A 13,994-nucleotide genomic window follows, 5' to 3' on the forward strand; every position below is an offset into this window, starting at 1 on the left:
AAAAAAAGTGCGGGCATACGACACCCACACTTGTAAAATCTTAAGTAAGAAATACATTTACCTGTTAACTGCGAATGCGTCCATCAGGTGAGAAGCGGGTGCTTCTACTTGTTCCACAAAACAATATTCTATTATCCTTGATGAGTTTATCATAGGACATGACGTCTGTCAAGAAGACGCGATGTGTTTTACTAACAACAAGAAATATTGTAACAAACAACTAACATACTTGCAATACTTTTTTATGATAAGTGTTACATGGTTATTTTTTCTAATTTTCCTCAAGTATATTACATAAAAAAGCCGCGGTATACCGCGGCTTTTTCTTATCGTTTTCCTTCTACTTTAATCATGTCAACAAAAGCATCTAATGCGATTGTTTCTGATTTTTGTTCACCATATTTACGTACGTTTACGCCGTTTTCAGTTACTTCATTGTCACCTACTACAAGCATGTACGGAATTTTTTGCATTTGTGCTTCACGGATTTTGTAACCGATCTTCTCTTCACGAGTGTCTAATTCAACACGGATACCAGCACGACGCAATTCGTCTTGTACTTTCTTCGCATAGTCTAAATGTACTTGCGGAGAAACTGGAATTACTTGTACTTGAACTGGAGCTAACCACGTTGGGAATGCACCTTTGTATTCTTCAATTAAGAAGGCTACAAAACGTTCCATAGTTGATACAACACCACGGTGAATTACAACTGGACGATGTTGTTTACCGTCTTCACCAACGTATGATAATTCAAAGCGTTCTGGAAGCAAGAAGTCTAATTGTACAGTTGAAAGTGTTTCGTCTTTTCCAAGAGCAGTACGAACTTGAACGTCAAGTTTTGGACCGTAGAATGCCGCTTCACCTTCAGCTTCATAGTAATCAAGACCCATTTCATCCATAGCTTCTTTTAACATACCTTGTGCTTTTTCCCACATCTCATCATCCGCATAATACTTTTTAGTATCTGCTGGGTCGCGGTAAGATAGACGGAATGAGTAGTTCTCTAAACCGAAATCTTTGTACACTTCTAGAGTTAAGTTTACAACACGTTTTAACTCTTCTTTAATTTGATCTGGACGAACGAAAATATGCGCATCGTTTAAAGTCATTCCGCGTACACGTTGTAATCCAGATAACGCACCTGACATTTCATAACGGTGCATTGTTCCAAGTTCCGCAATACGGATTGGTAATTCACGGTAGCTGTGAATATCATTTTTATAAACCATCATATGATGAGGACAGTTCATTGGACGAAGAACTAATTCTTCGTTATCCATTTCCATTGATGGGAACATGCCATCACGGTAGTGGTTCCAGTGACCAGAAGTTTCATAAAGCTCTCTGCTTCCTAGTACTGGAGTATATACGTGATCATAGCCTAAGCTTGCTTCTTTATCAACGATATAACGCTCGATAATACGACGAATTGTTGCACCCTTTGGTAACCAAAGTGGTAAACCTTGTCCTACTTTTTGGCTATTAGTAAATAGTTTTAATTCTTTACCTAATTTACGGTGATCGCGCTCTTTCGCTTCTTCAAGCATACGTAAGTGCTCATCTAATTCCGCTTTTTTAACGAATGCAGTACCGTAAATACGTTGTAGCATTTTATTATTGCTATCGCCGCGCCAGTAAGCACCTGCAACGCTTAATAATTTAAACACTTTAATTTTCCCTGTAGATGGAAGGTGAACACCACGACAAAGGTCGAAGAATTCGCCTTGCTCATAGATTGAAATAACTGCATCTTCTGGAAGATCGTTAATTAAATCTAATTTTAACTCATCGCCGATTTCTTCAAAGCGACGAATTGCTTCTGCACGTGGTACTTCATGACGAACGATTTCTAAGTTCTCGTTCACGATTTTTTGCATTTCTTTTTCGATTTTCTTGAAGTCTTCAACTGTAATTGCTTCTTCCATATCAATATCGTAGTAGAAGCCATTTTCAATTACTGGACCAATGCCGAGCTCAACCTTAACATCTTTATATAAACGTTTTAACGCTTGTGCTAAAAGGTGGGCTGTTGAATGGCGTAAAATATATAGGCCATCTTCAGAATCTAATGTAATGATAGAAACTGCACCATCTTCTTCGATTGGTGTAACAAGATCGATCATCTCATCGTTTAATTTTCCAGCTACAGCTTTTTTCTTTAAGCCTGGGCTAATAGAAGCTGCGATTTCTTCAGTTGTTACGCCTTTTGGAAACTCCTTCACAGCTCCATCAGGGAAAGTAATTTTAACTACATCTGCCATCACTGGTCACTCCTCTTTTTCTCAAAATAAAAAACACTCATCCCGTAAAAAGGGACGAGTGTTGAATTCGTGGTTCCACCCTTGTTCCAATTAACATAATTGTTAATTGCTCAAGTTCAACATAACGGTGTTGTCCGTTAGCAATTACTAGAAAAACCGTTCACTGCTAAAGTTTAGAGGTGGTAAGTAATAATCCCGTACTAGGAAGCTCACACCCTAAGGCTTCCCTCTCTGAAAATCGTAGAAAACTACTCATGTCCTCATCATGACATTTCAATATATTTCATTTATGTAGGTAATTATATGCTCAAAAACTTAGAAAATCAAGGGCGTTACCTTTATTTTTTAAATTTTTCACATTGCGCTCAAAATCATGTAATCCATGTAATTGGACCCGTTCTTGGAACACATTTCGCAAAGTAATAATCATATTATGGTCTTGTTCTTTCGTATATAAATAAATCTTTTTAGGCGAAATAGAAAGAAGCGGCGCAATTACTTTCGTATCAATATATACATCATTTTGCTTTAATAATTCCTCATCTATATATTGGACCAACTTCTCCTGTTTTAAACGTCTACCTTTATCATCATAAAAGATAAAGCTTTCATCAAAAATAAGATGCACGCAAGACAAACGTGATTTACGGCTACTTACTTGTTGCCGAAGCGTCTCAATGAACATTTGGTATTCTTGCTCCATCTTATATTCATCAATTGCCACTTCCGCAAGTTTAGCCACCATTTCCCTATATGTACGAAGACGAAAACGGATATATGATGAAAACGAGAATGAGAGCGGATCACAAAGCCAATTATTTAAAGAAGACTTAATATATGACTCAAATGCGTTACGCGTTAAATCCTGAGCTACACCTTTTCTTCTTCCCTTTAAAATCTCATGTGCCATGTGCAATATTTGATGACACTCTTCTTGTTCTTCATAAAAAAACTTTTCTTTTAAAATCGTATAAATCCACTCATTTTGTTTCACATTCACAATGAAATACACCATCACTGGCAATAAGATTTTTTCAATATAATTCGATTCACGTACTGGTATGTGAATCACCACTTTTTGTTCCTGTAAATACACACTCGTTTCCTTATATAACACTTCCGCTCTTTTCAGCAATTGTCTATATACGTGCATAGCATCATTTTTTTCTTCGAAGCAAATTTCAATCACTTTTGTCCCCCCTTTTATCCCCGCTCTAAAGGACTGTATCTATACGTTACAAATCCTATAAGAGTCCGTCCCGCGTGAATTTCACTCTTAGTAGAATCACATTTCCTATCGTTAGAAAATCCACTCAATATGGCTTGCTAATTTTATATATATTAAGGGAGGGAGAAAAAAATGATACAAGCTACTATGAATTTTTATTGTATACTTTACTTATCAATAAAAGGGGGTATCTGAATGTTTGAATATAAATTCGTAAAAGTCGAATTACATTGGGGGTTCACTCGCTCAAAACCAGCTGAAGACTACCAAGAAATTATTCAAGAACATGCTAGAGATGGCTGGAGGTTCGTACAGATTGTTGCCCCTACGTTTGGCAGTTCTGGACAACCTGAATATTTCGATCTCATATTCGAAAAGAAAATATCACTATAATACAAAAAAAGAGCAAGCTGAGAAGCTTACTCTTTTACTTATGACGACGGTTTTTCCCACCAATTGGAATTGGTTTCGCTAAATATTTAATTCTTTCCATAATACGTGCTGCTTTCATTTCTTCAGCCTCACCACGCTGCGTATACGTTAAATGGTGTTCCAGTTGTTTAAAATCAAAATTAGACGTAAAGAACGTCGGTAAGTTTTCTAACATACGGAATTGCAAGATTGCACCAAGCACATCGTCACGCACAAAGCTTGACATCGCTTCTGCCCCAATATCGTCTAACATTAAAACTTGTACGCGTTTAACCGCATCAATCTTTTCACCAATCGAATTATCTTGAATTGAACTTTTAATTTCACGTAAAAATTCCGGGAAGTATACGAGCATCGAACTTATTTTCTTTCGAGCAAGCTCGTTCGCTATTGCTCCTAACAAATACGTTTTTCCTACACCAAATTTACCGTACAAATATAAACCTTGTGCTTTTTTACCTGGTTCATATGTACTTAAAAATTCATTCGCTGCACCAATTGCATCGATACGTGCATTTAAATCAGAAGGGTCTAAGTTTTCCATAGTTGCCTGCAAAATATCCGTTGGCATATATACACTTTGAACGAGTTTTTCATATTTCTTTCTCTCGTCATGCGCTACTTTTCTAACGCAGCGATCGTATTGAATATCAATCATCTTCCCTTGAATAACAAGCTTTGGCTCGTACCCTTGTAGCATATTTTTACATGAGCCTAAATCCGGACAATCCACGCAACCTACACTTTGTCCAATATATTCATATAACTTCACAAGACTGCGCTCAATCATAGAAGTCGTTACTTCACCCTTATGTTCATCTATAAATTCTTTCACACGCGGATGCGCCATTACTTCTGCCTTTAATACTTCATATCTATTTTTAAAGTTTTCATTTTCCATTAATTTTGCAAATGAATTTTGAATATGCTCCATTTTCTCACCTCAAAGAGCGTTCATTCTCTTCTATTAATCACGCTTATATTTTTTTAACACTTCTTCTAGTCGTTTTCGTTCATCTTCTAGCGTACTTGCATCTTTTTCTACACTTACATCTTTCTTCACTGTTTCTTTCTCTTGTTCTTTCGGCTCTTCTTCCTTAAGCCAATCTGGCACCATTTCTTTCCGCACCGTTTTCTTCGCCGTACGGCCTTTTTTCTTCGTCTCAGCCCACTCTTGATATTGACGGTTCTCTTCTTTCGCTAACGCCATCGCGTCCGCTACTGTACCGACCTTTTTACGTGCCCAATGCCCAGCAATCTTTTCGACATACGTTTTCGCAAGTTTCATATCTGAGCGTAGCATAACGTAATAAATAAGTACATTCACAACTCCTGGTGTCAATTTTTGATTAATCATGACATCTTCAACGATCTGCAAGTCCGCTTTCGTTGCCTCTGCACCACCAGAAATCTCTTTCAATAGTTGTTTTGGTGAGATTTCCTCTAGCTGCTTTATTAGCATCTCCTCTTGCGATGAAGGCTCTTTCTCTTTCATCGTACGTGCAGCATGAGGCTGTACTCTTTCACTTAATACCGGTAATGCTTGACCATTTTCAAATTGATACCAATCGCGCGCTCCTTTTCTAAGCCTTTCCATATCAATTGTTTGCATCTCTGTTACTGCACCAAGAACGATATTTTGCATCGATAACACATCTACACCATACACGTAAGCAAGTGTTATAACGCAGTCTCTCACTTGATCTGTAATCGCCTTTTTAGGAACAAGAGCGGACAATCCATCTACAAATAAAGAGAAATCAAAGAAATCATTCCAAACTTTCGGAGCGTCTCCCTTCTCGTTACTTGGCATAGTTGTCGTTTTGGGAATACGAAGGTCTTCTTGCGCATGCTCAAGCTGTCCTGGATTAAACGAACCAAACACATCATTGAAAGAACGCGTAACATTTTCATAAGAAGCAAAATCAAATTCTTCTTCTAAGAAATATTGCTTTACTTGATTATATTTTGTCCTGCTCAATCGATTGTATAAAAAGATACTTAAAACAATATCATCAAAAAACTGCTTCGGAGATAAAGGTGGTTGCAACTCATATATGAACATTCGAATATCTTTTTCTTTCTTAATATATACCTTCAAAAGCCCAATTGCCTCTAACTTTACTCGTTCCTCATATACTTCAGGAAGTTGCATTTGCATAGTCACCATAAGGGAATGATGCGTACTCTCTTTTCCAAATACACGATCTTGCTCAAGCTCTCCCCATAGTGTCATGTATAAGCTAAAAGCTCTACTACCTATTAACGGCTGATACAACATCGTTAACACTTTTCGGTCGTAATTGTGCAGTAGTCCTTTCGCACTTACTTTATAACGATCAATCGGCAATAGCTCCATCCATGACTGTTTTTCCATTCTTGCTTTTCCTTTCTCTCATCCAATCTATCCTCTACTTCATTCGTTCTATCTTCATTATATAAATTCTTAGTGAAAAAGAGCTATTAGCTTGCGCTTCTAGCTCTCTTATCCTATTACTTACGGTATGTAAAGAGAATAAAATACAACTTCTACTCTCTTTCTTTTTGCAGTATATCTTTTAATTCTTCAATAAATACATTTAAATCTTTAAATTGACGATATACAGAAGCAAAACGTACGTAAGCAACATCATCAATATCGCGAAGTTCTTCCATAACAATTTCACCAATCATATCACTTTTCACTTCTGATATACCTAAATTACGCAGTTCACGTTCCACGCTTTGTGTTACTTCTTCTAATTGTCTTAAAGATACTGGTCTTTTTTCACACGCTTTAATTAAACCGCGTAAAATCTTTTCTTTATTAAACTCTTCTCGTGTGCCTTCTTTTTTTACAACGATAAGAGGTGACTCTTCTACCCTTTCAAAGGTCGTAAAGCGACTTAAGCAGCTTTCACACTCTCTCCTTCTTCGAATAGAGCGCCCCTCGTCTACCGGACGCGAATCTAACACTCTTGTACCATTATGAGAACAGGATGGACAACGCAATTCATTCACTCCTTTACACTATACTCTTTATTTTTCTCTACTCACTTCACCTAAAATATATATACAATATTATATAACTCATTCTAACTCTCTTACCACTTTAAGTTCCAGCGCATAACTTTATCATCTCATCCTTAAAAATAAGATGGTATATAGGGCACTACCTCATTTGCAAGAGTCCAATTTATTCAACTAACAAGTACGTTATATTTTCCCTTTTTTATAAACTAAAAAAGAGGTGCATTATACACCTCTTTACATTTTAAATCAATTATGTTCTTTTTTAAAGAGCTTTTGTTTCTCTCTGCTTAATTTCGAAGCTACCAGTGCCTCGAGGAAGCTCGATGCTCTCACGCGTTTTCGCGTTTAAACCTTCTGCAATATATTCTGCAGCAACATTTGGATCAATACGATCCCCACAAGTATAAACATCAATACTTGCGTAACCGTGCTCCGGAAAGCTATGAATTGTTAAATGTGATTCTGAGATAATTACTACTCCACTTACACCTTGTGGTGCAAATTTATGGAAAGCAACCTCACGCACTTCAGCACCAGCTCTTAGTGCTGCATCCACAAATAATTGTTCAATATACGGCATGTCATTAAGCTTGTCGAAATCGCAATCCCAAAGTTCAGCGATCACGTGACGACCCATCGTATCCATAGTATCCATTCTACAGTTCCCCCTTGTAAATTTATTCTAACTGTTCGAATTGAAAACTAATTTGCAATTTGGCTTGCTCCACTACCACGGGGGAAAGTTAGTCCAGAGAGGTCCTAACCCTTTAAGTAGTGACTACGTACCTCAGCTCTTAAGTTTACGAGTGTTAGTATACTTTGTTTATTTTCATTTTGCAACAACAGTTTTTTCGATTTTCTGTCATATTTTCCTCTTTACTTTTCCCTAAAAAAAATAAACGATTCACAAATGCAGTAATCACAACGTTTCGTGGTATGTCCACTTTTTAAAATATACTTATATAATTTTTTTCCTTTTCAGAAAAAATTAAAAAAAGAGGGCAAATATTGCCTTGCCCTCTCCTCCCTTATTCACTTAAATGTGTTGCACATTTTCTTGTTTCGCTAACTCTTGAACAACTAATGTTACAAGATCTACAACACGACGAGAGTAGCCCCACTCGTTATCATACCAAGCAAGTACTTTCACTTTACGATCACCCATTACCATTGTAGATAAACCATCGATAATAGCTGAGTGTGTATTTGTATTAAAGTCGATAGATACTAAAGGCTCTTCGCTGAATTCTACAATACCTTTTAACGCACCGTTTGCAACAGTTTTGAATGCATCGTTAATAGCTTCAACTGTCACATCGCGTTTTACATCTACTACTAAATCAACAAGAGACACGTTTGGTGTTGGTACACGAAGTGCCATACCATGAAGTTTTCCGTTTAAATGTGGAAGAACTTTTGCTAGCGCTTTCGCAGCACCTGTCGTTGTCGGAATGATTGATTGTCCGCAAGCACGTGCTCTTCTTAAATCTTTATGTGGGTTATCAATATTTTTTTGGTCATTTGTATAAGCGTGAACTGTCGTCATTAAACCGTTTTCAATTCCAAACTGCTCATCTAACACCTTCACAACAGGCGCTAAACAATTTGTTGTACAAGATGCATTTGAAATAACAGTATGTTTTGTAATATCTAATTGGTCTTCGTTCACACCAACTACAATTGTTACATCTTCATTTTTACCAGGCGCTGTTAAAATAACTTTTTTCGCTCCAGCTTCAACGTGAAGAATTGCTTTTTCTTTCGAATTAAATTTACCAGTTGCTTCAATTACAACTTCAACACCTAAATCTGTCCAAGGCAATTCCTTTGGATCGCGGTTGTTTAAAAGGCGAATCATTTTTCCATCAACTAATAAGTGATCTTCAAATGCTTCTACTGTTCCGTCAAACTTGCCATGAACTGTATCATATTTAATTAAGTGTGCTAACGTTTCAGATGGATAGCTTGCATTGATTGCTACAATTTCGAATGCGCTTTCTTTTATTGCTTGACGAAATACCATTCTCCCAATACGTCCAAATCCATTAATTGCCACACGAGTCATAATATGTTATCCCCCTTGAATGCGTTATACTATTTATCTCCAATCCCAATAATAGTATAACACAAAAAGGGGATATGTCACTAAGCATTTTCATTAATTTCACAATTTTTTAGTCAATAATGTTCCACTTTTTTAAAATTACCTGCAATTGTGTTTTCGTTCCCATAATTGTGCCATCATTATTTATCACTTCATCTGCATTTTTCATTTTTTCTTCTAACGGCATTTGAGATTGAATACGAGCTGTTGCTTCCTCTTCTGAAAAGTTATTTCGTTTCATTAAACGTTCTAATTGCGTATGCGGCTTAACCGCTACAACTAAAATGCGGTCAACGAGACTTGTTAATTTGCTTTCAAATAAGAGAGGAATATCTAACACAACCGCTTGCATACCTTCTTTTATGTACATTTCCTTTTGCCTATTCATTTCCTCACGCACTGCAGGATGAACAATTTTATTTAACTGCAATCGTTTTTCTTCATTATAGAAAACGACACTTCCTAGTTTTGGACGATCTAATTCTCCATCTTCTTGTAACACTTCCGTTCCAAATACTTCTACTATTTTGTTATATGCTGGTTTTCCTCGCTCTACAACTTCTCTTGCGATAATATCTGCATCAATAACTGGTATGCTCAGTTCACGAAACATTTCTGATACCGTACTTTTTCCGCTTGCAATGCCTCCCGTTAATCCAATTACTACTGTCATAATAATCCTCCTCATAATAAAAGGCGCGAAACTAATGTTCCACGCCCATACTTACATTTTCCAAATTCCAATAATGATGAGTAATACTCCAGGCAGGAATGTAAATTTTTGTAACCACTTCATATTTGATAAAACCGTTCCAAGTTTCATTCCAATAAATAAAAACAAAGAACTCATAACTGCAACTAATATCGCCATCATAGCGGGTGCATACCCTAATAAAGATGCACCAATTCCGGCACCAAATGAATCTACAGAAAGAGCTATACCAAGAAGTAATGCTTCTCCTGCAGAAATGGTGCCTGATTTATCAAAATCTGCAACAGTCGGTTTCCGTAAAATTTGAATCACTAGGCCTAGCGAGGCAATCTCTAATTTCCAGACCTTCTCCTCTTGCTTCGGTTCTTCTTTTTTCTCACTTCGAAAAAATTGATATAATACCCAAATCCCTATTCCAATAAGAACAAGCCCACCGATACGCGTTGCGATAACAGGTGAAAATACTTTCGCGATCATATGTCCAATTCCCATTGAAACAAGCATAACAGCCGCTGAACACATTCCGATAATTATAATTGATCTTAGTGGAATTCTTACGCTTCTTAAACCATATGTTAGCCCTACACTACAGCTATCTAAGCTTAATGTAAAAGCTAATAAAATAAGAGATAAATAAAGGTACATCGGTAAGCTCCTCCCTTATACATAGCTCTGCTGTATGTATATGACAAATGCCTATCCGATGTTATCTCTTTTCTATATTCTAGGCTGACAAATTGGGCAGTAATGCGTTCCTCGCCCGCCAACAACTGTTTTTTCTAATATCGTGCCACAAGTTACGCACGGCTCTCCCTTTTTCCCATATACATTTAGGAGTTCTTGGAACGAACCAATTTGCCCCTGTGAGTTGATATACGTCCGAATTGTACTTCCGCCACGCTTTACTGCTTCGCCTAACGTTGTAACGGTAGCCTCATAAATTCGCTCAATTTCTTCTACTGTTAAAGACGAAGCTTCTCGTTCTGGATGAATTTGAGAACGGAATAAAACTTCATCTACATATATATTTCCAAGCCCTACTAAAAGACGCTGGTCCAGTAGCACAACTTTTATTTTACGATTTGTCTTTTGTAATCTTTCTTGTAAATACTGCGGTGTCATTTCAGCATCAAATGGCTCCGGACCTAAGTCAGCAAGAGGCATTTGGTTCATTTCTTCACCTTTCTTAAAGAGATGCATCGTACCAAACTTTCTCACATCTTTATAATGTAATTCCGTTCCATCTGTAAATAAGAAACGGACGTGCGTATGTTTATCAATCGGCTCATCCTCTTGATGTAATAAAAACTTACCTTCCATACGCAAATGTGAAACAATGACATAATTCGTTACATATAAAAGCAAAAACTTTCCTCTTCGCTTTATATTTTCAATCTTCTCGCCTTTTAGCATTTCTTTAAAGATTTCTGCATCATCCGGTCGTTTCACTATTTTTGGATAAGTAACAATAACATCTTCAATCGTTTTTCCTGTTACAAGATTTTCAAGTGTCCGTCTAACGTTTTCAACCTCTGGTAATTCAGGCATTTCATCACTTCCTTATTTTGCGTCGTACCAAGTTGGACCGTAAGAATAATCAACTTTCAGCGGAACTGCAAGTTCAATCGCATGTTCCATTACTTCAGGTACAAGCTGCTCTAATTTTTCGATTTCTTCTTTTGGTGCTTCAAATATTAATTCATCGTGTACTTGCAGAAGAAGACTCGCTTGTAATCCTTCTTCTTCTAAACGATCTGCCATAATAATCATCGCTTTTTTAATAATATCTGCTGCAGTACCTTGAATTGGTGTATTCATCGCTGTACGCTCAGCGAAGCTACGCAAGTTAAAATTACGACTCGTAATTTCTGGAATATAACGGCGACGATTTAATAATGTAGCTACATATCCTTTTTGTTTCGCATCTTTTACGATGTCCTCCATGTATTCTTGTACACCAGGGAAACTTTCTAAATACTTTTCAATAAATTCCGCTGCTGCTTTTCTTGTAATTCCTAAGTTTTGTGAAAGACCATAATCACTAATACCATACACAATTCCGAAGTTAACAGCTTTCGCTTGTCGTCTCATATTTGAAGTTACTTCATCTTTTTCAACGCCAAATACATCCATAGCTGTTTTCGTATGAATATCCATGTCATGTTGGAACGCTTCAACTAGCCCTTTATCATTTGCAATATGAGCTAATACACGCAGTTCGATTTGTGAATAATCAGCCGCATACATAATCCATCCTTCTTCTGATGGAACAAATGCCTGACGAATCTTTCTTCCTTCTTCTAATCGAATCGGGATATTTTGCAAGTTCGGATCCGTTGAACTTAATCGACCTGTTTGCGTTAACACTTGATTAAAGCGAGTATGAATTTTAGATGAATCTTCATGTACAACTTTCAGTAAACCTTCAATGTAAGTTGAATTTAGTTTCCCTAATTGACGATAATGTAAAATATTTGGAATAATTTCATGGTGATTCATAAGCTTATCTAGTACATCAGCTGACGTAGAATAACCTGTTTTCGTCTTTTTAATAACCGGTAAGTTTAAGTTCTCAAACAGAATAACACCAAGCTGCTTCGGTGAATTAATATTAAACTCTGTTCCCGCAAGCTTATAGATTTCCTGTTCCATTTCCTTTAATCTACCCGCAAGTTCTTCTCCCATATTACGAAGACGCTCTGTATCAACTTTTACACCCTTTACTTCCATATCAGCTAATACACGTGCAAGCGGCAATTCTAACTCTGTAAACAGTTCATATTGCTCATTCTTCTTTAACTCTTCAACGAATGTTTGCTTTACATCATATAATACATGCACTTTACGAGCCACATGCTCCGCGACTACCTTTAACTCTGGAACAGCACGTTTCGCACCTTTTCCGTAAACTTCTTCATCTGATTTCACAGCATGCGTTTCTTTCATTTTCGCTACAGTACGGAAATCTTTATCTGTATCAGCCGGGTCAAGTAAATAAGCAGCGATTAATAGATCAAAGTCAATCCCTTGCATATCTATCCCATTCCATTTCAGTGCAACGATTGCACGCTTCGCATCAAATGTATGCTTTCTCATCTCTCCATCTGCAAGCCACTCTTTAAAAGCATCTGACTTAAGAGCAATGTCTGTCTGAATAAAGTAACATCCATTTTCATTTTGAATACCGAAACCTTGAATGTCTGCTTTATGATAGTTATCTTCTTGTACTTCAACGATAAGCGCACTATCTTGCTGAAGCATTTCTTCTGTAACTTCTTCCACAATATCAAATGTAATATCATCTAATTCAGCTGGAGCTGTTTCTTCTGGCGTAACGCCTAATTTATTTAAAAGAGATGTAAATCCTAAACTCTCGAACATTGGAATGACATCACTTGCTTCATATCCTTTATACGACATATCATCCACATGAACTGTAATCGGCGCATCTGTAATAATAGTTGCAAGATCCTTACTCATAAGAGCTTGTTCTTTATTTTCTTCCAGTTTTTCTTTTAATTTCTTCCCACTTACTTGATCTATATTTTCATACACCGCTTCAACCGTTCCAAACTGTGTTAACAATTTAATTGCCGTTTTTTCACCAACTCCTGGTACACCCGGTATATTATCTGACTGGTCTCCCATTAAACCTTTCATATCGATAATTTGCTTTGGTGATAAGCTGTATTTTTCAAATAAAGCTTCTTTCGTATATTCATCCACTTCTGTAATCCCTTTTCGCGGAATACATACAAGCGTGTTATCAGAAACAAGTTGAAGTAAATCTTTATCTCCTGAAATAACTTTTACACTCGCCCCTTGCTCACTCGCTTCTTTCGCTAACGTTCCCATGATGTCATCCGCTTCATAATTTTCTAATTCATAACGCGGTACATTGAACGCATCCAGCATCTCACGAATAAACGGGAACTGCTCTGATAATTCAGGTGGAGTCTTTTGACGTCCTCCTTTATACTCACTATACGTTTTATGACGGAACGTTGTTTTGCCTGCATCAAACGCCACTAACATATGAGTTGGCTTTTCTTCCTCTAATATTCTCATTAACATCATTGTAAAACCGTAAATTGCGTTCGTATGTATACCTTTGTCGTTATTTAAAAGCGGTAGTGCAAAGAAAGCACGATACGCGATATTATTACCATCTACTAATACGACCTTTTTTTCCAAAATTGAAACCTCCCCATACAAATTTGAAATGATTTTTTTCACAGAAAA

General features: G+C 36.9%; 12 protein-coding genes and 2 other annotated features (1 of these 14 running past the window's edge). Of the genes, 1 reads left to right on the plus strand and 11 read right to left on the minus strand.

Features of this window, described 5'->3' with window-relative positions; genetic code table 11:
* Window positions 1–116: a sequence feature (ribosomal protein L20 leader region), on the minus strand; it reaches 5 nt to the left of the window's first position.
* A 210-nt stretch (window positions 117–326) separates the two neighbouring features.
* Both thrS and ytxC read right to left on the minus strand, forming a co-directional pair.
* Window positions 327–2,264, minus strand: a complete 1,938-nt coding sequence (gene thrS / locus DN401_RS06320) for a threonine--tRNA ligase (protein WP_000786083.1) — start codon at window positions 2,262–2,264, stop codon at window positions 327–329.
* 47 nt (window positions 2,265–2,311) lie between these two features.
* Window positions 2,312–2,540 (minus strand) — a binding site (T-box leader).
* 31 nt (window positions 2,541–2,571) lie between these two features.
* Complete coding sequence (gene ytxC, locus DN401_RS06325; protein ID WP_000569629.1) at window positions 2,572–3,453, minus strand: putative sporulation protein YtxC; 882 nt, start codon at window positions 3,451–3,453, stop codon at window positions 2,572–2,574.
* 234 nt (window positions 3,454–3,687) lie between these two features.
* Between ytxC and DN401_RS06330 the strand changes: the two genes are divergently transcribed.
* Window positions 3,688–3,885, plus strand: a complete 198-nt coding sequence (locus DN401_RS06330; RefSeq protein ID WP_000464456.1) for a DUF4177 domain-containing protein — start codon at window positions 3,688–3,690, stop codon at window positions 3,883–3,885.
* Window positions 3,886–3,919: 34 nt separating this feature from the next.
* Here DN401_RS06330 and dnaI read toward each other — a convergent pair whose 3' ends face one another.
* The 9 genes from dnaI to polA all read right to left on the minus strand — a co-directional run bounded on the left by dnaI (window position 3,920) and on the right by polA (window position 13,946).
* Window positions 3,920–4,858 (minus strand): primosomal protein DnaI, encoded by a 939-nt coding sequence (gene dnaI, locus DN401_RS06335; protein ID WP_000400104.1) that lies wholly within the window; start codon window positions 4,856–4,858, stop codon window positions 3,920–3,922.
* A 33-nt stretch (window positions 4,859–4,891) separates the two neighbouring features.
* Complete coding sequence (locus tag DN401_RS06340; protein WP_000415056.1) at window positions 4,892–6,301, minus strand: replication initiation and membrane attachment family protein; 1,410 nt, start codon at window positions 6,299–6,301, stop codon at window positions 4,892–4,894.
* A gap of 152 nt (window positions 6,302–6,453) precedes the next feature.
* Window positions 6,454–6,915 (minus strand): transcriptional regulator NrdR, encoded by a 462-nt coding sequence (nrdR, locus tag DN401_RS06345; RefSeq protein ID WP_001203687.1) that lies wholly within the window; start codon window positions 6,913–6,915, stop codon window positions 6,454–6,456.
* Between the two features lie 283 nt (window positions 6,916–7,198).
* Window positions 7,199–7,582, minus strand: coding sequence for an adenosylmethionine decarboxylase (gene speD / locus DN401_RS06350; RefSeq protein ID WP_002003660.1), 384 nt, complete (start codon window positions 7,580–7,582; stop codon window positions 7,199–7,201).
* A gap of 390 nt (window positions 7,583–7,972) precedes the next feature.
* Window positions 7,973–9,001, minus strand: coding sequence for a glyceraldehyde-3-phosphate dehydrogenase (locus tag DN401_RS06355; protein ID WP_000198975.1), 1,029 nt, complete (start codon window positions 8,999–9,001; stop codon window positions 7,973–7,975).
* A gap of 109 nt (window positions 9,002–9,110) precedes the next feature.
* On the minus strand, window positions 9,111–9,713 hold the full coding sequence (gene coaE, locus DN401_RS06360) for a dephospho-CoA kinase (RefSeq protein ID WP_000219283.1): 603 nt from the start codon (window positions 9,711–9,713) through the stop codon (window positions 9,111–9,113).
* Window positions 9,714–9,764: 51 nt separating this feature from the next.
* Window positions 9,765–10,397, minus strand: coding sequence for a sporulation membrane protein YtaF (gene ytaF, locus DN401_RS06365; RefSeq protein WP_000281744.1), 633 nt, complete (start codon window positions 10,395–10,397; stop codon window positions 9,765–9,767).
* A gap of 72 nt (window positions 10,398–10,469) precedes the next feature.
* Complete coding sequence (mutM, locus tag DN401_RS06370) at window positions 10,470–11,300, minus strand: DNA-formamidopyrimidine glycosylase (RefSeq protein ID WP_001114478.1); 831 nt, start codon at window positions 11,298–11,300, stop codon at window positions 10,470–10,472.
* Between the two features lie 12 nt (window positions 11,301–11,312).
* Window positions 11,313–13,946: a DNA polymerase I gene (gene polA, locus DN401_RS06375; protein ID WP_149287630.1), complete on the minus strand. Its 2,634-nt coding sequence runs from the start codon at window positions 13,944–13,946 to the stop codon at window positions 11,313–11,315.
* Window positions 13,947–13,994 lie beyond the last annotated feature (48 nt).

Origin of the sequence: Bacillus sp. BF2-3 (assembly GCF_008368795.1) — a bacterium.
Taxonomy (GTDB): domain Bacteria; phylum Bacillota; class Bacilli; order Bacillales; family Bacillaceae_G; genus Bacillus_A; species Bacillus_A cereus.